Origin of the sequence: Leifsonia shinshuensis (assembly GCF_022606355.1) — a bacterium.
Lineage (GTDB): Bacteria > Actinomycetota > Actinomycetes > Actinomycetales > Microbacteriaceae > Leifsonia > Leifsonia shinshuensis_B.
Map to the genome: position 1 here is coordinate 109,527 of NZ_JAHHZQ010000006.1, position 20,017 is coordinate 129,543.

The 20,017-nt window shown below is 70.0% G+C and carries 16 protein-coding genes; 7 read left to right on the forward strand and 9 right to left on the reverse strand.

The features are described from left to right. Positions 1 to 4 precede the first annotated feature (4 nt). The 3 genes from KNO15_RS21830 to KNO15_RS21840 all read right to left on the reverse strand — a co-directional run bounded on the left by KNO15_RS21830 (position 5) and on the right by KNO15_RS21840 (position 7,496). Positions 5 to 1,213, reverse strand: coding sequence for a glycosyltransferase (locus KNO15_RS21830; RefSeq protein ID WP_241706062.1), 1,209 nt, complete (start codon positions 1,211 to 1,213; stop codon positions 5 to 7). Then, on the reverse strand, positions 1,210 to 5,913 hold the full coding sequence (locus tag KNO15_RS21835) for a PKD domain-containing protein (RefSeq protein WP_241706063.1): 4,704 nt from the start codon (positions 5,911 to 5,913) through the stop codon (positions 1,210 to 1,212). The genes KNO15_RS21830 and KNO15_RS21835 overlap by 4 nt, the downstream gene beginning before the upstream one ends. A 65-nt stretch (positions 5,914 to 5,978) precedes the next feature. Beyond that, positions 5,979 to 7,496 carry a sugar transferase gene (locus tag KNO15_RS21840; protein WP_241706064.1) on the reverse strand — a complete coding sequence of 506 codons (1,518 nt, stop codon included), beginning with the start codon at positions 7,494 to 7,496 and terminating at the stop codon, positions 5,979 to 5,981. A 414-nt stretch (positions 7,497 to 7,910) separates the two neighbouring features. On the opposite strand from KNO15_RS21840, the gene KNO15_RS21845 reads away from it, so the two are divergent. Both KNO15_RS21845 and KNO15_RS21850 read left to right on the forward strand, forming a co-directional pair. Next, positions 7,911 to 8,621, forward strand: coding sequence for an SOS response-associated peptidase (locus tag KNO15_RS21845; protein ID WP_278046631.1), 711 nt, complete (start codon positions 7,911 to 7,913; stop codon positions 8,619 to 8,621). Between the two features lie 190 nt (positions 8,622 to 8,811). Further along, positions 8,812 to 10,020: a carboxypeptidase-like regulatory domain-containing protein gene (locus KNO15_RS21850; protein ID WP_241706066.1), complete on the forward strand. Its 1,209-nt coding sequence runs from the start codon at positions 8,812 to 8,814 to the stop codon at positions 10,018 to 10,020. A gap of 24 nt (positions 10,021 to 10,044) precedes the next feature. Here KNO15_RS21850 and KNO15_RS21855 read toward each other — a convergent pair whose 3' ends face one another. The 5 genes from KNO15_RS21855 to KNO15_RS21875 form a co-directional block, all read right to left on the reverse strand. Then, positions 10,045 to 11,160 carry a DUF998 domain-containing protein gene (locus tag KNO15_RS21855; protein WP_241706067.1) on the reverse strand — a complete coding sequence of 372 codons (1,116 nt, stop codon included), beginning with the start codon at positions 11,158 to 11,160 and terminating at the stop codon, positions 10,045 to 10,047. Positions 11,161 to 11,206: 46 nt separating this feature from the next. Beyond that, on the reverse strand, positions 11,207 to 12,805 hold the full coding sequence (locus tag KNO15_RS21860; protein ID WP_241706068.1) for a glycosyltransferase family 39 protein: 1,599 nt from the start codon (positions 12,803 to 12,805) through the stop codon (positions 11,207 to 11,209). Between the two features lie 349 nt (positions 12,806 to 13,154). Then, positions 13,155 to 14,192, reverse strand: coding sequence for an L-glyceraldehyde 3-phosphate reductase (gene mgrA, locus KNO15_RS21865; RefSeq protein ID WP_241706069.1), 1,038 nt, complete (start codon positions 14,190 to 14,192; stop codon positions 13,155 to 13,157). A gap of 93 nt (positions 14,193 to 14,285) precedes the next feature. Continuing rightward, positions 14,286 to 14,444: a hypothetical protein gene (locus KNO15_RS21870; RefSeq protein ID WP_241706070.1), complete on the reverse strand. Its 159-nt coding sequence runs from the start codon at positions 14,442 to 14,444 to the stop codon at positions 14,286 to 14,288. Positions 14,445 to 14,525: 81 nt separating this feature from the next. Beyond that, a complete protein-coding gene (locus KNO15_RS21875) occupies positions 14,526 to 15,206 on the reverse strand; it encodes a hypothetical protein (protein ID WP_241706071.1) in 681 nt (226 codons plus the stop codon). Positions 15,207 to 15,406: 200 nt separating this feature from the next. On the opposite strand from KNO15_RS21875, the gene KNO15_RS21880 reads away from it, so the two are divergent. After that, on the forward strand, positions 15,407 to 15,598 hold the full coding sequence (locus KNO15_RS21880) for a hypothetical protein (RefSeq protein ID WP_241706072.1): 192 nt from the start codon (positions 15,407 to 15,409) through the stop codon (positions 15,596 to 15,598). 47 nt (positions 15,599 to 15,645) lie between these two features. Beyond that, positions 15,646 to 16,584, forward strand: coding sequence for a helix-turn-helix domain-containing protein (locus KNO15_RS23435; protein ID WP_241706073.1), 939 nt, complete (start codon positions 15,646 to 15,648; stop codon positions 16,582 to 16,584). Positions 16,585 to 16,614: 30 nt separating this feature from the next. Here KNO15_RS23435 and KNO15_RS21890 read toward each other — a convergent pair whose 3' ends face one another. Continuing rightward, on the reverse strand, positions 16,615 to 16,815 hold the full coding sequence (locus KNO15_RS21890) for a hypothetical protein (protein ID WP_241706074.1): 201 nt from the start codon (positions 16,813 to 16,815) through the stop codon (positions 16,615 to 16,617). Positions 16,816 to 17,080: 265 nt separating this feature from the next. Here KNO15_RS21890 and KNO15_RS21895 point away from each other — a divergent pair, with 265 nt between their 5' ends. The 3 genes from KNO15_RS21895 (at position 17,081) to KNO15_RS21905 (ending at position 20,002) form a co-directional block, all read left to right on the forward strand. Then, positions 17,081 to 17,758 carry a GntR family transcriptional regulator gene (locus KNO15_RS21895; protein WP_241706075.1) on the forward strand — a complete coding sequence of 226 codons (678 nt, stop codon included), beginning with the start codon at positions 17,081 to 17,083 and terminating at the stop codon, positions 17,756 to 17,758. Further along, positions 17,758 to 18,417, forward strand: a complete 660-nt coding sequence (locus KNO15_RS21900; protein WP_241706076.1) for a GntR family transcriptional regulator — start codon at positions 17,758 to 17,760, stop codon at positions 18,415 to 18,417. Before KNO15_RS21895 ends, KNO15_RS21900 begins: the two co-directional genes overlap by 1 nt. Before the next feature lie 280 nt (positions 18,418 to 18,697). Further along, entirely contained in the window at positions 18,698 to 20,002 is a 1,305-nt protein-coding gene (locus tag KNO15_RS21905) for a sodium:proton exchanger (RefSeq protein ID WP_241706077.1), read from the forward strand. Positions 20,003 to 20,017 lie beyond the last annotated feature (15 nt).

A 20,017-nucleotide genomic window follows, 5' to 3' on the forward strand; every position in this document is an offset into this window, starting at 1 on the left:
CCGGTCAGTGATCCCGCGGGCTCAGCCTCAGCGGGCTCAGCGCGCGTTGGCTCAGTTTAGGCGCGCTCGCCGCCGTCGCGCGTACGAGTTCCGCGATGCGCCTCTGGTACGACTGCGGGCTGTGCCGTTCCTCGGCGGCGCGCACATCGTCGTCCAGCTGGGCGGAGGCGTCGGCCCAGTGCTCGACCGTCTGCTGCAGGGCGTCCGCGATCGACCCGGCGTCGCCCGGTCGCACGGTGACGGCCGTGCGGTAGCCGTCGGTGGCCTCCAGCAGGCCGCTGGTCGCGCTGGCGATCACCGGACGGCCGCTCAGTATGCCCTCCACCGCGGTGTTGCCGAACGGCTCGTCGGCGACCGACGGCACCAGCACGACATCGCCGGCGCTCAGGAAGTCCCACACCGACGGCTGGAAGCCGAGGAACGCGACCCGCGACTGCAGGCGCTCCTCTGCGACCTTGCGGCGCAGGTCGCGCTCGTACCACTCGTAGCCGGGGAAGACCGCGCCGATCAGGTCGAGCCTGGCAGGCACGCCGCGTCGCTCGAGCTCGGCGATCGCGTCGATCGCGACGTCGACGCCCTTGCGCGGCGAGAGCCGGCCGATGTAGGTGACCCGCAGGTCCCCGTCGATGGCGGCGCGTGCGGGCCGCCGGTGCTCGGGTCCGGGCACCGCGTTGTACACGACGGTCGTGCGGCGGGCGAGCGACGGGAAGGCGCTGCGCAGCACGTCCAGGCTGAACGCGCTGTTGGCGATCACCGCCTGCGCGAGCAGCAGCGGCGCCGACAGCACCTTCTTGACGAGAGGGGAGGCCGTGCCCTCGCCCTCGTGCACGTGCACGACGACGGGGATGCGGGCGAGCCGGGCCAGCGCGATCCAGAGCGGGATGGTGACGGTGTTCACGAACACCGCAGCCGGCCGCTCCCGGCGGAGGAGTGCCCCGCCGCGCCGAAGCCCGCGGAGGGTCGTGGCGGCGAAGCGCACGAACCCCCGCGGGCGGAGGACGCTCTTGCGGACGACCGGGGCGGGGCACAGCTCCACCCTGGCCCCCCGGCGCCGCAGCTCGGCGACCAGGGGGCCGTCGGCCGGGACGGTGACCAGCACGTCCCAGCCGTCGGAGAGGAGTCCGCTGACCGACTCGAGGAGCACCCGGTCGGAGCCGTACAGCTCCGAACCGGGGTGCGCCACGAGGATGGCCGCGCGAGGGGACCGGGTCACTGCGCCGGGACCACCGCGAAGTTGGCCCAGCGCGTGACCACCGGGGTGGTGGTCGCGCTCGCCGACAGGTACGAGCGGAGGCCGACGGTGCCGGCGACCTGGAGGGCCGCAGTCGAGTCGGTCGTGCTCAGCATCCAGGCGGTGGGCTCTGTTCCGGTGGCGGACCAGACCTTCGCGCGGATGGTGGTCGGCGAGGTGCCGAACACCTGGACCCGCAGCTTCAGCTGGTCGGTGGCGTTGACCACGGTCAGGCCGGTGATGTTCGCCGCGGCGAGCGTCGTCGAGCCCTGGAGCAACTGCAGCTGCACCGCGCCTCCGGCCTTCACCCAGACCCTGGCCTCGTAGTCGGTGCTGCCGACCAGGCGGCCGATGCCCGAGTAGTAGAGGCCGCCGCCGCTCACCGCCGAGTCACCGGAGAGGGTGACCGTCAGGTCGCTGGAGGTCGAGGTGACCGACGGCAGGGTCGCCGTCTTGGTCGTGCCGGCCGAGACCGTCTGCTGGCCCCATCCGGTCACGGTGCTGAAGCTGGTCGCGCCGCCCGAGAGCGTCCATGCGCCGCCGGTGTCGGCGTTGCCCCAGCCGTTGGTGGTCGCCCGGTTGAACGCGTCCTGCGCGAGGGCGGACGTCACGGTGACCGACTTGGTCGTCGTGTTGGTCGCTCCCTGGTTGTCCGTCACGGTCAGGCTGACCGTGTAGGTGCCGGACGCCGCGTAGGTGTAGTTCGCCGTGGCCCCCGTCGCGGTTCCCGTGCCGTCACCGAAGTTCCAGGCGTAGGAGGCGACGGTGCCGTCGGGGTCGGACGAGGCCGAGCCGTTGACCGCGACCGCGAGGCCCGTCGGGGTCGCCGTGAACGAGGCGACCGGCGGCTGGTTCGGCGGCAGGGCCGTGGTGACCTGGTGCTGGACCTGGTTGGTCGCGCCGGCGTTGTCCGTCACGGTGAGCGTCACGGTGAAGGTTCCCGCCGTGGCGTACGTGTGGCTCGCCGTCGCTCCCGTGCCCGTCGCTCCGTCTCCGAAGTCCCAGGCGTAGGAGGCCACGGTGCCGTCCGGGTCGGACGACGTCGAGCCGTCGAACGACGCGGCCAGGTTGGTCACCGACGAGGTGAACGCGGCCACCGGGGGCTGGTTCGCCACCACCGTGATCGGGTTGGTCACGCTGGTCTGGGCGCCCTTGTCATCCGTCACCGTGAGCTTGACCTGGTACGTTCCGGCCGAAGCGTAGGTGTGGGTGGCCGTGGAGCCCGTGCCCGTGGAGCCGTCTCCGAAGTCCCAGGCCCACGAGGCGACCGTGCCGTCGGGATCGGACGACGTGGTCCCGTCGAACGAGGCGGCGAGGTACGTCGCGCTCGAGGTGAACGCGGCCACCGGGGGCTGGTTGGGCGGCGGTGCGACGACGCTCACGCCCTGGCTGGTCGTGTTGGTCGCGCCCTGGTTGTCGGTCACCGTGAGAGAGACGTTGTAGCTGCCGCCCTGCAGGTAGGTGTGGCTGGCCGTCGGGCCGGTCGCGAGCGAGCCGTCACCGAAGTTCCACGCGTAGGAGGCGATGGTGCCGTCGGGGTCGGTCGATGCCGATCCGTCGACGTTCACCGTCAGCTGCGACGTGGTCTTGGTGAAGGAGGCCACCGGCGGCTGGTTGGGCAGCGTGCCGGTCGTCCCCAGGCCGTACTGGTTGGTGACCTCCTGGGCGGAGAGCTCGCGGGAGTACACCGCCGCCTCGTCCAGGGTGCCGTTGAAGTACGGTCCGGTGGACCCCCAGGTGTTGTCGCCGCCGATCCGCCAGTAGCCGGTGTACGACTGCGCCTGCGTCTGCGGGTTGGTGCCGACGAGCTGGCCGTCGATGTACAGGCTCATGCCGTCCGGACCCTGGGTCGCCACCGCCTGATGCCACTGGTTGTTGTTCAGCGGGTTCGGGGAGGTGATGGTGTTCGTCTGTCCGGTCCAGACGCCGAACACGAGGCGGCCGTCGTCCTGCATGTAGACGTGGCGGTCGTAGTTGCTCGACAGCCCGGTCTGCTGGTCGCCGAAGCCGATCAGCTTCCCGCCGTGCGTGGTGTTGGTCTTGAACCAGATCGACTCCGTGTAGACCGTCGGGTTCGTGGCCGGCACCGTGCTCGCCACCACTCCGCCGGACGACCCGTTGGAGTTGGTGTTGAACCGCACCGCGTTGTCCGCGCCGCCGTTCAGCGCGCCCGCGACCCCCTTCGTGGTCGCCGTGCCGGAGTACGTCCCGGTCGTGCCGTACGGGTCGGAGGCGAGGGCCGTGCTGCCGGAGGTCTCGTCGAGCCGCCAGTAGATGTCAGGGCCGGCGTTGTAGACGGCCTTCCCGTAGGCGTCGGCCGGAGCCGGGTTCAGCGGGGAGGGGCGTCCGGAGGCGACGTACTGGTTGGTCACCGTCGTCTTGTCGAGCACGGTCGGGTACATCGACACCTGGCCGATGTCACCGGAGAAGAAGTTGCTCGACGGCTGGTTGGGCCAGCCGTTGATGTTGTCTCCGCCGATCCGCCAGTAGCCGGTGTAGGACTGTCCGCTGGTGACGTCGGTACGCGAGCCCGCGGGCTTGCCGTCGAGGTAGAGACGCATGCCGTTCGCGCCGAGCGACGCGGTCACCTGGTGCCAGTTGCCGTCGTTGTAGCCCGGCCCGGTGTTCAGCGTGGCGGCCCCTCCGGGGTAGACCCCGAAGAAGATGCGTCCGGAGTTGTCCATGTAGATGTGCCGGTCGTAGCTTCCGGAGGTCCCGGTGTTGGTGTTGCCGAAGCCGAGGATCTTGCCTCCGCTGGTCGACGTCGTGCGGAACCAGGCGGACACCGTGAAGGTGTTCGGTCCGGGGATCGCGGCCGGGATGACGGCGAGGCTGGTCGAGCCGTTGAAGGTGCTCGCGCTGACCCCGCTGATCGGCCCGGCGGCTCCCTGCGTGACGGCGGTCTCGGTCAGGTCGGTGAACCCGACGTGGTCGAGGGCCGTGGTGCCGCTGGATTCGTCGAACGGCCAGTAGGAGGTCGCTCCCGCCTGCGTCACCGAGTCGGAGTACGCACCTCCGCTGTTGGTGGCCGCCACCGTCACCGCGTTCGTGTCACGCGAGGTCGTGTTGCCGATCGGGTCGTAGACCTTCACGTGGTAGATCGGATGGCTTCCCGGTGTGAGCCCGGAGTCGACGAAGCCGATCATCGGCCGCGTGTAGAAGTTGGAGCGCACGGTGGTCTGGTAGACCGGGGTGGTTCCGGCGTCGCGGTAGATCTTGTAGGTGAGGTAGCCGTTGTCCCGGTCATAGGTGGCCGCGAAGCTGACCCGCACCTGCCCCGCGTTGAACGAAGCCGCCGTCGGGGTGAGCGGGACGCCCTGCGGGCCGACCTTGTTCGGCGCATACGACGTGAGGGCGAAGCGGGCGAGGCCCTGCGTCGCGACACCGTTCACCGACGGGAACTCGCCGCCGTAGACCACGTACTTGTCGTTTCCGTTGACGCTCCAGGTCGCCTGGCCCTGCCCGGTGAAGGTGCCGGTCGTCCAGTCGGGGAACCAGTCGAGGAGCGACGGGGAGGGGTTTCCAGCCCAGTTGAAGTAGCCGTACGGGTCGTTCGTGATCGTCCCCGTCGCCGCCTTGCTGAAGGCGAGGGAGTGGTGGAACGTCCACGTCGGGCTGGTCTGCGGGAAGCCGCCGATGTTGCCGCAGTAGTGAACGTGTCCGGCCACGTACAGCGCGTTGTTCGCCTGCGGGAACACGGAATACGTGTCGCCGTGGCAATCTTCGATCCAGTTGATGGCGCCTGTGTTCGGGTCGGCCGAGAAGCTTCCTTCGAGGTTGCCTCCGGAGCCGAACACGTAGCCGGAGCCGTACACGCGGTCGTTGGTGGTCGCCAGCGAGTAGATGCTCGCCTGCGCTCCGGCGTCGCGCACGGTCTGGTTGGCCGCGAAGGGCAGGATTGCCGCGGTGCTCGCGTCGACGGCGACGAGGCCGTAGTTGGCGACGCCTCCGACGTTCTGGAACCGGCCGCCGGCGATCACCTTGGAGCCGTCCTTGGTGAGTGCGGTCGCGTAGACGGAGTCGTCCGCGTCCGCTTGCCAGTTGAGCGTCGAGCCGTCTGTGGCGCTGACGGCGGCCAGGTACTTGCGTGCGACGCCGTTGACCGTGCTGAAGTCACCACCCGCGTACACCGTCGTGTTGGAGGCGGTGACCGCGCGGGTCGTGGTCCCCATGATCGGCTTGAACGTGCTGACGATCGTGTTCGTGGCGGTGGAGAACGCGGCGAGGCGGTAGTAGCCCTTGCCGTCGATGGAGGTGAAGTCGCCCGCCACGTAGATGCGGGTGCCGTCAGGCGACGCCGTGATCGAGAGCGCCTGCGCGTTCAGGTTGGGCGCGAAGGGCAGCAAGGTGCCGGTGGTGATGTCGTACGCCAGCAGATTGTTGCGGGGCGTCTCGTTGGTCCCCGCGGGCGAGCCGGCCGGCCGTGCCGACGTGAATTTGCCCGCGACGTAGACCGTGTTGCCGACGACCACCTGCGACCAGACGACTCCGTTGATCTGCGGGGTGGGCAGCACGTCGGCGGTGACGGTCGGCGGGGTCGAGGGGTTCGTGGGATCGGGTGGATTGCTGTCGGCCGCGGCGGGCTGCGCGACGGCGAGCCCTCCGAAGATGAGGCCGACGGCCGTGAGAACGGCGGTCAATATGCCCAGCGAGCGAGCGCGTGGGGCTTTCTCAGTACTCATGACAACCTCGGTGTCTTTTCGGTCGGGAAGGTGCTCGGGATTGCGGTGCGGTACCGGGGGCGCGGCTAGTACGCCCCCACGGGATGTGTCAGCACCTTGACGGTGCGCCACATGATGACGAGGTCGCCGGTGAGCGACCAGTTCTCCACGTAGTAGAGATCAAGGCGGACGCTCTCCTGCCAGGAGAGGTCCGATCGTCCGTTGACCTGCCACATCCCGGTGAGTCCCGGCTTGATGTAGAGGCGCCTGTGCACGTGGTTCTCGTAGCCGGCGACCTCGGCGGGGAGGGGCGGCCGGGGCCCGACGAGACTCATCTCGCCGAGGAAGACGTTGAGGATCTGCGGCAGCTCGTCGAGCGAGTACTTGCGCAGCACGCGGCCGACCCGGGTCACCCGCGGGTCGTCGTGGAGCTTGAAGAGGAGGCCGTTGCCCTCGTTCCTGTCCTGGAGCTCGGCGAGGCGGGCCTCCGCGTCGACGCACATGGACCGGAACTTCAGCATCCGGAAGCGCTCGCCGCCGCGGCCGACGCGCTCCTGCGCGAAGATCACCGGGCCGCGGTCGTCGAGCTTGATCGCGACGGCCACGGCCAGGAAGACCGGGGCGAGCAGGAGCAGCGCGACGCCGGACGCGAAGAAGTCGAAGGCGCGCTTGAGCACGTGCTTGCCGCCCTCGAACTGCGGGATCTCCACGTGGATCAGTGGAAGGCCCTCGACCGGGCGGAAGTGGATGCGCGGGCCGGCGATGTCGGTGAGGGGTGCCGCGAGCACGAGTTCGGTGGCGGTGCCCTCGAGCTTCCACGCCAGCCGGCGGACGAAGTCGCCCCCGCTGAGCGCCCGGCCGGCGACGATCACAGTGTCGGCGCCGAGCCGGGCGGCCGCCTCTGCGACCCCCGACAGGTCCGAGACGACGGGCACCTCCCGTTCCGGGGAGGCGATGCGGCGGCTCAGCTCCGCATCCTTCTTGGCGCCCTTCCGTTTCCCTGTGTCGAGAGCGGCACCCACGACGTTGTAGGCCGCTCCCGACTTCTGGTGGATCTGGCGCACCACGGTGTCGACGTCGTCGAAACGTCCGACGACGAGAGCCCGGGAGAGATAGTGGTCGAACGAGCGCTGCTTGATCAGCCAGTGCCGCCACAGCCAGCGCGAGAACAGCACGCCGCCCATCCCGAGCGGGAGGGCGAGCACGAAGTAGCCGCGGGCGATGTCGACCTTGCCGACCAGGAAGAAGATGGCGAGCAGGCCGAAGGTGATCGCCGTGGCGGCGACGACCCTGCGGTACTCGACGACGCCAACGCCGACGACCCGGGCGTCGCGCGTGTGATAAGCCGCGAGCGTGAACATCCAGGTCACGGCGATCAGCAGGGAGACCGTGAGGTAGTCGACCCGGAAGCCGGCGCCGGTGGTGGTCGGTGTGTCCTCGAAGCCGAAGCGCATGAAGATCGCGCCGATGGTGCTCACCAGGATGATGAGCGTGTCGGTCGCGATCAGGCGGAAGCGGTAGTGGCGCGCCCAGCTGCGCTCGGAGGTGAGCGGACGGGCCTGCGCGCGGCCGAGCGCGGTGAGGCGGGGGCGCAGGACGGTCATCACAGCGCCTCCTCCCTCGGGTGCCGCGTGGACACGTGCCGCGTGGAAGAGCCGACGGCGGCTTGGGGGAAACCGTGGTCTCGAACGGATTCACCGCCGCCGGCTCCGCTCCGCAAGGGACGACCGAGGCGCCGGGCACCCCGGATGGGGTCGAGTGCCTGAGGCGCTCGGTGCGATCGTGTCGGGTTCACGGGTCGTCCCTGGGTCGGGTTGGTGCGTTTTCGGGTGGTGTGAATCGGTGCGGTTCGCTCGAGCGGGCGTTCGGGTCGTTCTCCCGCTGTAAAGTGATTGTTCCTCACCAATTCACAAAGGTGAGAATACATCGTTTTTTCAGGTTGGCGCTCCCCGCGTTTGGGGGGTGCGGCCGATCTGGAGGCCTCTCGCGCCGTCGGTGGTCGCGCCTAAGCTGGCCGCATGTGCGGACGATTCGCGTTGGACTCCGAGACCGACGAGATGATTCAGGAGTTCGTCGCAGAGGGCGGAGACTTCCGCGACTGGCGGCCGAGCTGGAATATCGCGCCCACCGACCCCATCCCCGTCTTCCTCGAGAGCAAGAGGGGCGATGAGCCGAGTGTGCGCCGGCTCGAACTCGCGCGCTGGTCCCTCGTCCCGTCGTGGTCCAAAGAACTCAAGACCAAGGTGCCGACCTTCAATGCCCGCGCGGAGACCGCGGCCGAGAAGCCGATGTTCAAGGCCTCCGTCGCGTCTCGGCGCGCGATCATCCCGGCCCGCGGCTACTACGAGTGGCAGACCGATCCGGAGACCAAGAAGAAGACGCCGTTCTTCATCCACTCGGCCGACGGCGAGCTGCTCGGCTTCGCCGGCCTGTACGCGTGGTGGGCCGACCCGGCGCTCTCTCGCGACGATCCGGAGCGCTGGCACCTCACCGCGACCATCCTCACCTCGGACGCCGTGCAGACCCTGTCCGACATCCACGACCGCAACCCGGTGCCGCTACCGCGCGAGCTCTGGGAGCACTGGATCGATCCCACGGTCGTGGGTGACCAGGCGCTCGTCGATGAGGCCGTGCGTGCGGCCCTGCCCGTGGCCGACGCCCTGGTGTTCGACCGGGTCGGGCCGGTCGTCGGCGACGGGCCGGAGCTGATCAGGCCGATCGTCGACTGACGGCGCGCTTCGCGCCGTCCGCGTTCGTCCCTGCCGGGACCGGCCGTTGTGCCGACCGTTCGTGAAATATTGGGTGATGGATTCTTCGAGCCAGACCTCGCTGTCCGCGAAATGAGAAATGTGACAGCAGGAATGAGATGCATTTCAGTGAGATGCTTGCGTCTACTTCACCTCCGAAAGGACGAACCAGATGACGCACGAATCGAGTAATCCCCCGTCTGATGAGCAGCCCGAGCGCGCCGGACTCCAGCGGCGCACGATCGTCGGCGCCGCCGCCTGGGCGGGTCCCGCCATCGTCTTGAGCACGTCGTCTCCCGCTTCCGCCGCATCACGCGTGCCGGGCACCCTCTTCTGGACTGTCCCGTCGATGAGGACTGAGGGCGTCGCCGAGATCACGCTTCGCGGGGGGATCAAGCCGGGCGATGGCGGATCCCTGCCGAGCGAGCTCCTCTTCCAGTACACGGAAGCCGTGACGGGGCCCGCGAGGATGAGTGTGACCGGTGCCTCCTTCGAGCTCGCGATCAGGTCCATGGTCACCGATTCGGAGGTCAGCTCGACAGTGACCGTGACCGCGGACCAGTACACCGCGGCCGAGTGGACCTGTTTCGTGCTCCCACCGGCCGTCGGGCGGATCGAGCTGCTCACTTCTCCCGACGCGATCCAGCAGGGCCAGACGGGAACGGCGACCGGCACGGTCACGCCGCCCCCTGGCGCTGCACGCCCGGCCACTGTGAGCCTGCGTTCGTCTGCGACCGGCGTCGCCACAGTGCCGCCCACCGTGACCGTCGCTGCTGACGGAACCTTCAGCATTCCGGTCAAGGCGGTCGCCTCCCAGGGAACGTCGACCATCGCCGTCGAGGCAAGCGGTTACGACTCGGTGTCCTTCGCCGTCGAGGCGATCAACAAGGTGGGCGCCGGCCAATTGTTCCAACTCACGCCGATGTGGAAATTCCACACCGCCGATGGCCGGACCGCCATCGATGCAGTGGACTTCGACCCGCGCGAACGCGTGATCTATGAATCGGGCTTGGTGGTCGATACGTTCTGGGGGTCCGTCTTCCCCAATGTGCTGAACTGCACGATGTCGACCGACTTCCGTCTGGAACCCACGCCCCCGGATGACTCCAGCTTCCAGCCCCCCAACATGGATGCGCAATACCGCCTGACGATCGCGAACGGCAACAACCCGAAACGCCTCGTCTGGCATGAGAGCGGGAATGTCGTGGAGAGCCTCAGCAAGACCGCGAGGGCGGATGCCGACACCGGAGAGGCACGCGATCCGTTCCCGAAGATTCGGCGCACCGGCTTGACGGAAAAAGGAAATGGAGGCTGGGTGACGTTCCAGTTCTTTTTCCCGGACCACCTGAATTACCAGGCTAACCTCTTCGTCGAAATCTGAGGGCGCCCCGGTCCGGGGCGGGCGCTACGGTGCCTGCCCCGGCCACGGAGCTCTTCTGCGGTCGCTCCCCGCCGCCTCGGCGATCCGCAGGAACACGATGATCCAGCTGAAGATGAGCACGGCCGCGACCAGCTCGACCGCGGTCAGGTTGTAATACCCGACGGCGAAGAACAAGGCCACGAGCACGATCACGCCGATGAACACCCAGCCGAGCACGTAGAAGGCGCGGGGGAGGTGCGGCATCATCCAGCGGATGCCGATGGCGAGGATGCAGAAGACGACGGCCATCCCGGTGGCAGCGGTGTTGTGCAGCAGGAAGAAGCGGTCGACCGGGAACAGCCCGACGCACGCGAGCATCGCGCCGACGACGATGAGTCCGGTGCGCACCTGCAGCTCTCCGCGGGTCGGCCTGCGCTCGAGGCTGCCGCTGTCGGTGGCGTACCGGGCGATCGCCGTCACCAGGACGCCTCCCACGATCACGGTGATGTTGAACGTCGCCGCCGACAGGTCGTCGCTGATGCCGAGCACACTCAGATTCTGCTTCCACCAGTGCGGGTTGGAGGCGGTGAGCATGCTCGTCAGGGCCCCCACCACCAGGAAGATCGCGAGCACGGCCGACAGCAGCAGCGGGTTCATGTTGGCGGCGGACAGGAACACGTAGTACGCCGAGACGGCGGCCGCCGTGCCGACGAGCAGGGTGGCAGGGAGGGCGAACACCTGCGCGTCCTGGAAGCTGCGCGCGAGCACGTCGCTCAGCACCGTCCAGAGCAGCAGGACGACGACGGCGTGCGCGACCGAGATCGCGAGCGAGTCGAAGACCTCCACGGCGGCGCCCAGCCGTGACCGGTGCTCCTTGGGCCGGCTGAACCAGGGGATGCTCCAGGTCGTGATGCGACCGCTGCCGTAGGCGACGAGGGCGACGATGCAGCAGGCGATCGCGGCGAACTGGCCGACCGATCCGGTGCCGGCGATCGAGAGGTCGTGGCCGGCGAAGACGAAGAAGGCCACCACTCCGACGGCCACGAACGCCAGCGCGCCCATGCCCAGCGCGAGCGACTCGACGGAGGCGACCTGCAGGCGGCGGGAGAGCCGATCGGCACGGTGTTCGCCGACGCTGTCCGCCGAGACCGCCGTGTTCATGCTCCGAGCATAAGCGGGGCCGGGCCGCGCTGCCCAGAGCCGACCGTCACCGGGTCAGTTCGATGAGCATGGTTCTGTGCGTGGGGATGCTGCGCCCGGTCTCCTCGAAGCCCAGCGCCTGCAGTTCCGTGAGCCCGTCGTGGTCGAGGCGGCCGTCCACGTCGTTCTCGACCAGCCAGACCCGGTGGAGGCCGTCGAAGCGGCCGAGTTCGGCGGCCTTCGGGATCGAGTACACGCGGTCGGCCCAGCCGATGTTGCGGTAGTACGGCGTGCGGAGAGTGGGGTCGCTGACCGCGGTGAAGCCCGCCGGGTAGGTGCGCATCGCGAGCCGCGGACGCTGCGACGGCCTGGTGGACTCGTCGAAGACGACGGCGTCGCCCGGCACCGCCGCCGCTCCCATCGCCGCGCTGACCTCGGCCCAGTCGGAGTTGTTCTTCGAGTAGGGGCCGCGCTGGGACAGGTAGACGGGAGTGCAGACGGCGACGAACGCGAGCAGCCCGGCCCCGGTCACCGCGATGGCGGGCACGCCGGCGCGACGGGACGCGAGGCGCCCGAGCACGAGCAGTCCCTCGGCGATCAGCAGGGCGGCTGCGGGGGCGGCGAACGTCGAGTAGCGCGCCGTGTACATCGGGAACGCGAGGTTGACCAGCAGCAGAGTGCCGGTCGGCAGGATCAACCAGCACGCGCCGACCAGGGTGGCGGTCACCGCAAGCGGAGCCCGCTCGCCCGGCGTCGCCATCGCCTGTGTGGGTCTCGCCGGCCGCCCGGGCCGGCCCCAGCGGGTGTACGCGGCACCGCCGAGGGCCAGCACGATGCAAGCCCAGGCCGCCAGCGCGACCCAGCCGTTGCCGAACCACGGCATCCACAGCAGCGTGGACGGATCGATCGGCTGGCTGCCCAGGTAGCCGATCTGGCTGCGCTCGAAGTAGGCGAGGAGCCCGAGCGGGGCGAGCGCGAGCAGTGCGCAGCCGGTCGCCACGGCCCACGCGCGCAGCGCCGGGCGCGACGCCCGGGAGAACAGCAGGATCGCCACGTGTGCGACCGCGATCGATGCCGTGTAGAGGAAGAGATAGGACGTGAGCGCGAGGCCGGCGGCGTAGACCGCCCAGCAGGCGCGGCGAACGGACGCGGGAGCGGTTCTGCCGGCTCCGTCGACGAGCCAGAGCAGCAGGACGGTGAGCCAGCCGGCGGCCGCGGCGGTGAAGGCGAACGACCGTGCCTCCTCACCGGCGTAGGTCATCCGCGGGAGCACGCACGCGACGATGCCGGCGACGACGGCGGCCTTCGGGCCTCCGCGGCGCCCGGCGAGCAGCGTGACCGCGGCGACCGCGAAGCCGATCGCGACGGCGCTCGGGAAGCGGAGCGCGAACGGGCTCTCGCCCGCCAGCCGGATCCAGCCGTGCATGCCGAGGTAGTAGAGGCCGTGGACGGCATCGACGTGGAAGAGCATCGGCAGGAGGGTGGCGACGGGGCGCCGAGCGGACATCAGGGTCGCCGCCTCGTCGCCCCAGAGCGACGGGATCCAGCTGCCGGCGGCGCACACGATCGTCGCGACGAGCCCGAACACGGCCGCGATCGTCCACGGCCGGACCGCCCGGAGCGGCGCCGTGCCGGTTCGACGGTCAGTCGCGCTCAGCGTGCTCATGTCCACCAAGAATCGCGTCGCCCCCAGATATCGCATCCCATTCGTCGTCGCGCGCGCACGCGAACGGACTCCAGCCAATCAGACGACTCCGGGGAGTCCCTGGGGAAGCACTGCGGAAACACACAATCTGCGGATATTTCACCCGCCGGTGCCCTGGAATTCACCTGATCGTCGACGGCCCGGATCCCGGGGGCCGACCTCAAGCCGGCCACCCGGGATCCGCCCCACACACATCGGGAAGACGCGTGTCCGTGATCGACACGGCGCCGCATCCGACGTGATGCGATCACGGTACGTCGGGGCGGGTGACCGAGCGAGGGGATTTACGCGAAGGGGGAGCGGTGGTAGCTCAGAGCTCGCCGCGACGCGCACCGGCCCACAAGTCGACGCCGGCGTCGACGGCGAACCGGTCGATCGCGGCCAGCTCGTCGGGCGAGAACGAGACGTTCGCGAGCGCGCCGACGTTCTGCTCCAGCTGCTCGACGCTGCTGGCGCCGATCACGAGCGACGTGACGCGCGGATCCCGGAGCGCCCACGCGAGCGCGAGCTGGGCGAGCGTCTGCCCGCGCGAGGAGGCGATGGCGTCGAGGCCGCGCAGCCGTTCCACCGCCTCGTCCGTCAGCCAGCCGGCATCGAAGGACGTTCCGGCGGCCGCGCGCGAGCCCTCGGGCACGCCGTTCAGGTACTTGCCCGTCAGCATGCCCTGCGCGAGGGGCGTGAAGCCGATGACGCCGACCCCGAGCTCGTCGGTGGCGGCCAGCAGGCCCTCGGTCTCGATCCACCGGTTCAGCATCGAGTACGACGGCTGGTGGATGAGCAGCGGGGTGCCGAGGCCGCGCAGGATCTCGGCGGCCCTGCGGGTCTCCTCCGCGCTGTAGGACGAGATGCCCACGTAGAGCGCCTTGCCGCTGCGCACCGCGGTGTCGAGCGCCTGCATCGTCTCCTCCAGCGGTGTGCTGGGGTCGGGCCGGTGCGAATAGAAGATATCGACGTAGTCGAGGCCGAGGCGGGCGAGCGACTGATCGAGGCTGGCGAGCACGTACTTGCGGCTGCCTCCGCCCTGGCCGTACGGCCCCGGCCACATGTCCCAGCCGGCCTTCGACGACACGATGAGCTCGTCGCGGTACGGGCGGAGGTCCTCGCGCAGGATGCGCCCGAAGTTGATCTCGGCCGCGCCGTAGGGCGGTCCGTAATTGTTCGCGAGGTCGAAGTGGGTGATCCCGAGGTCGAAGGCGCGGCGGACGATGGCGCGCTGGGTGTCGAGCGGGCGGTCGTCGCCGAAGTTGTGCCAGAGGCCGAGCGAGAGCGCGGGGAGGTCGAGGCCGCTGCGACCGGTGCGGCGATAGAGCATCCGATCGTAGCGGGACGCGTGGGGTACGAAGGTCATGTCACCAGCCTCCCTGCTGCGGGCGGGTTCGTCCAACAGGGCAGCCCGATCCGATTGTCCGGCCGCACGGATGAATGCGTCGCGTTGCACGCGTCAGTTCCGGGAGGCGCCTCGGCGCAGCCAGCCCACGATCGCGGTGATGATGAAGAACACGATCCCCAGGATGGCCAGCCACAGCAGGCCCTTCACGGCGAAACCGAGGATCGCGAGGATGAGCCAGATCACGAGCAGGATGATGATGAGAGCTACCATGCCCACCACCGAACGCCAACACGGCGAGCTCGTCAATGGGGCGGATGGCGCGCGCTCTGAAGTTGGCGCGCGCCGTGAAGATCAGGGCTGGCCGATCCCGTACAGCATCAGCGCCACATCGGAGCGGGCGCCGGTCGGCTCGCGGGCGGCGGGGCCGTCCGGCCTGTAGACCAGGACCTCCAGGTCGTGGCGGCTCTGCGCGGCACCGCGTGACCAGCGGTCGCCGTCGTCGAGAGGGTCGGCGTCGCGTGCAGCGAGATGCCCGATCATCCCGCTCGCCTCGGCGACCGGAGCGCCGCGGCGCGCATCGGTGGCGCTGCTGCCGATCAGCACTTCCCCGGTCGTCGTGTCGACCACCGTGACCAGCAGCTGCGGAGTGGCGTTCGGCGACGCGCCGACCTGCCCGGTTCCTGCGGAGTCGACGGGGACCACTGCGACCGTGATCGCCGCGGCGACGTCGGGATCGTTGTCGGCGACGCCGACCCCGAGCCGGAAGGTGCGGCCGGGCTCGTATCGGTCGTCGGGGGCGAGCGGCACGAACGCGGCGGATCCGTTCGAGGGCGTCGCGATGTCGCGGTCGTCGATGGTGACGAGGTCGATGGGGCCGGACGACCCGGCGGCCGGGCCATCGCCGGTCCCTCCCGCGCCGACGACGAGGTCTGCGCCTGCGGTGAGCGCGCTGTAGGTCGGGCCGGCCGCGATGGCGACGGCCGCGACAGCGATGAGGCCGGCGACGACCGGGACGAGGGTGCTGGTGCGCATGTCGGGCTCCGGGAGGGTGGTGGGTTGTCAGAGAGTGTCCCTCCCTGACCGCAGGTTCGGACAGCGAAAACCGGCAGAACCACCCGCAGTTCACCCGCTCGGCGGGCGCGCCTTCACCCTCCGGCGGCTTCCCGGACGTCGTCCCCCTGGCGGGCCGGGCCGCGGTGTTGCAGGATCGTCAGCAGACGGAGGGAGACCCCATGGACATGTCGAACACCGGAGGAACGGAATACCCCGACGAGGCCGGCTACCCCGACGGGGAGGGCACGCTCGACGAAGGGACCGGAGCGTTCCGCGACGGGTCGGAGGGCGGTGTCGAGGTGGAGGTCGAGGAGCCGCAGGGCGTCGACCAGCTCGACGAGTTCGATCGACCAGACGCTCGGGACGAGTAACCGCCAGAGGTCTGTGGGCGCCCCTGCTGCGGAGTACTGTGCACCGTGTGGACGACCTCAGGCGCGTGCGGAGCAGCACGACCGACCCCGAAGAGGCCGATGCGCTGTTGCGCGAGGCGCAGGGGCGCTTCGCGTTCTCGCGCGATCCGGGTGCCGACTTCTCGTTCCGCGTGGAACAGGCCGGCGATGACGGCCTGACGGTCGGGGTGTACCGGATCGGCGGCGAGTGGGTCTCCGACGGCGAGTTCGATCAGTTCAGCGTGTCCGGCGTGTTCGCGGGCGACTACCGGTGGGAGATGGACGGCGAACGCGACTCGTCGTACGGCGTGCCGTTCCTCGCCCGACCGGGTCACGAACTGTTCGGCCACGGCGAGAGCCTGTCCATCGTGAATGTCTACATCGCGCCGGAGCGCCTGCGGGAGGTCGCGCGGGTGGTCTACGCCGACGACTCGATCGTTCCGGTGTTCGGCTCCCCTCGGCCGGTCGACCTCCGGCGCGGGAGGCACATGCTCCAGCTCGTCCAGGTCGCAGCCGAGTTCGTGAACTCGGGAACGATCGACGACCCGATGGTGCGCGCCGGCCTGTCGCACGCGCTCGCCGTCGGCGTGCTCGAGTGCTTTCCCCTGACCGGTGAGCGCCGGGCCAGGCCGGCGACCGCGCGCTCCGAGCTGAGCATCCACCGGCGCGCGACGAGGTTCGTCGACGACTACCTCTCCCTGCCGATCAGCGTGGGCGACATGGCGGCGGCGGCCGGCGCGTCGCAGTACGACCTGGACGCGGCCTTCCGATCGCGGACGGGCGCGAGCGCCGTCAGCTACCTCCGCGCCGCCCGCTTGGCTGCTGCGCACGCCGATCGGGCGCGGGAGCCGGCGCTCGGCGACGACGCACTGGCCGCCCGGTGGGGCTTCGCGTCGACGGACCGGTTCCGCCGCGCCTACGACTCGGCGTACGGCGCGGTCGGGGACGCAGCGGTCGAGTCCCTCTAGCCGCGGCGTGCAGCCGTTCCGGCTGCCCTTCTACGAGGCGTCCGGCGAGTGTTCGCCGGTCTCCGGAGCACGGTGGGCGGCCGCACGTCCGTAGGCGTCCCGCGTCAGCCGCTCCACGAACGCCTCCGGCGTCAGCCCGCTGTCGGCTGCGCGCCGCAGCAGCCGCAGGTAGGTGTCGCGGTCGAGCGTGATCGTGAGCTCGCCGGGGGCGGCGTTTCGATCGAGGTACATCGCGGCCGTGACTCCCGTTCGCTGGGGAAGGTGGTCGGGGTCCTGCGCACCCGAAGCGCAGGACCCCGACTGAGCTGCGAGATCAGAGCTCGCCGCTCGGAGGACGGAGAGCATCGCGGGGGGACGAGGCTCTCCGGGCGGTATTCGCACTGTCCGTGCAGTATAGGCGCCGACTGGAACTTTAATCCAGATTGAAGTTCCAGTTTCGGTGGCCCCGGTCAGTACGATGAGCGGTGGGAGATCAGCGGATCGCGAGGAGGTGTGGATGCCGGTTCCGGGCTCACCGGGCGGCGCGCCCGCACGCCGGCTCGCGCGCGATCGAGCCTACGACGCCCTGAAGGACGCCATCCTCACCCGCACGATCCTCCCCGGCGAGCGACTCGACGACGACACGCTGCAAGCGTGGCTCGGGATGTCGAAGACCCCGATCCGCCAGGCTCTGCACGCCCTCACGGTGGAAGGGTTCGTCGAGACCGTCGCGCAGTCGCACACGCGGGTCGTCGAGCCGCGCCTGGAGGACGCCGTCGCCAACCTTCAGACGATCGGCGTCGTCGTGCTCGGCATCCTCGACTTCGTGTTCGAGGAGCTCGACGAGAACGAGCGTCGTGAGCTGGTCGGTGACCTCGACGTGCTCATCGACGCGCTGGACCGCGAGGACATCGAAGACTCGATCGCGGGGTCGCAGGCCTACTACGCGCGCCTGATGGCGCGCTGCCCCAACCGCGTGCTGGTCGAGTTCTCGGCGCGAACGCTCGCGGCGCGCGCCTACTACGTGATGGTCGCGTACCGGGCGCTCGAGGTGAAGTGGGGCGAGGCCGCCGCGGAGTACCGTCTGCTCCGCGCCGCCATCGAGGGCGGCGATGGGCAGGCGGTCGCCGACGCGACGAAGCTCGTGTTCCGCATCGGGTCGCCGGACACGGCCATCCCGAAGGAGGCGTCGTGATGCCGGTACCGGACGCTTCAGGCCGCTCCGGCGCGCCGCGCGAGCTCCTGCGTGATCGGGTCTACACCCGGCTGAAGGACGCGATCCTCACCGGCGTGCTTCTCCCGGGCGAGCGTCTCGACGAGGCCGAGCTGCGCGGGTGGCTCGGTGTCTCCGGCACCCCGATCAGGCAGGCCCTGCACACGCTGAGCCTGGAAGGCCTGGTGCAGACCGCCCCGCAGTCGCACTCCGCTGTCATCGCACCGCGGCCCGAGCAGGCTCTGGAGACCCTGCAGACGATCGGGGTGCTGCTGGCCGGGGCGACCCTCCTGGCCGTGCCCTCGCTCGACGCCGACGAGCGCTCGGCGATCGCCGCTCAGATCGACGAGGTGGTCGCACAGCTCGGCGGAGGAGACGTGCCCGCGATCACCCGATCCGCCGAAGCCCTCTTCACGTCGATCCTGCTGTCGTGCCCGAACCCGGTCCTGCTCGAGCTCATCGCGCGTGCGGCGCCCTCGCTCAGCTATCACGTGAGCATGGCGTATCAGGGCCTGCCGGCCGAGCTCCGCGACCTGGCACACGGCTATGAGGCGCTGAAGGCCGCGCTGGAGAACGGTGACGATCGGGAGGCGATCGTCGCCACGAAACGGATCTTCGGCGTGCCGCATCCGACCGCCTGACCGCCCTAGCCGCCGAGTTAGGCCGGGCGAAACGCTGGCAATCCGCCTGAGCGCGCCGGCGGCGGTGCCGCCGTCCGGAAGGATGGGAGCCGCGAAGGGGAGTAGCTCCGCACCCGGCTGACGGGTGTGCGGACACGTCGACATACTGGCTCGCGTCGAAGCGGCCCGGCGTGCCTCCCGTGCCACTGCGGCCGGGCGAGCGAGACCTTCGGTCCCACCACGGTGACCGGACTCTCCCTGCTGCGTGCTGTCCGGCGCCCTCGACCGAGAGGCCGCACGAATGACGAGAACCGAGACAGGAGCGCCCGCCGCCCGACCACTGCACCGAGTGCTGATACCGCTCGGAGTGGTCGCCCTCGTGGCTGCGCAGGGCGTGGTGCTGCGCCTCAGCGGAATCGAGCCGGGGCCGGTCGTCGGCATCGTGATGTTCGGCCTCGCCATCGTCGCCGCCGCCTTCGCCCTGGCGTGGGCGGGGGAGGCCGCCGAGGTCGACATCTCGGGAGGCCTGGCCGTCGGCTTGCTGGCGATCATCGCGATCCTTCCGGAGTACGCGATCGACCTCTACTTCGCATTCACGTCCGGTTCCGACCCGAACCAGGCGCAGTACGCCGCCGCGAACATGACCGGGTCGAACCGGCTGCTGCTCGGCCTCGGCTGGCCGTTCCTGCTGCTGATCGCGTTCCTGGTCTACCGGGCGGCCCGCGCTCGCCGTCGCGCGATCGACCCCGATGTGCGCACGCGCCCGTTCGCCGTGCAGCTCCCGCACGGCAACCGGGTCGAGCTCGGCCTGCTCGTGATCGCGTCGGTGCTCACCCTGGTCATCCCCCTCACCGGCAGCATCCCCGTCGTGCTCGGTGTCGGGCTGCTTGGCCTCTTCGTCTACTACCTCTGGCGCGTCTCCCGGGCAGAGAGCGAGGAGCCGGAGCTCGTCGGCGTGCCGCGCGCGATCGGCACGCTGCCGACGATCGCCCGCCGGGCGACCGTCATCGGTATCTTCCTGATCTCGGCCGTGGTCATCCTGCTGCTGGCGGAGCCGTTCGCGCACAGCCTCATCGCCGGCGGCCGCGCCGCGGGGATCGACGACTTCCTCCTCGTGCAGTGGCTGGCACCGCTCGCGTCCGAGGCGCCGGAGTTCGTCATCGCGATCATCTTCGCCGTGCGCGGCAGAGCGGCGATGGGCCTGGGCATCCTGCTCGCCAGCAAGGTCAACCAGTGGACGGCTCTCGTCGGCACGCTGCCCGTCGCGCACCTCCTCGGCGGCGGAGGCTGGGCGCTGCCGCTGGACGGCCGCCAGGTCGAGGAATTCACACTGACGGTCGCGCAGACGCTGCTCGGGGTGGCGATGCTGATCGGATTGCGCTTCTCCGGCCGCTGGGCCACCGCGCTGTTCGTGCTCTTCGCCGCGACGTTCGTGTTCACCTCCACGGAGGCCCGGTGGGTGGTGTCGGCTGTGTACGCGGCGCTGGCGATCGTGCTGCTGGCGCGCCGCCCCCGACTGCTGCCCGCGACGCTCGCCGCGCCGTTCCGGGGGGTCGGCACGGCCCGGGAGGATTCGCCGGCCGCAGTCGAGAAGCCGGTTCGCTGAGCATCCCCGGTGCAC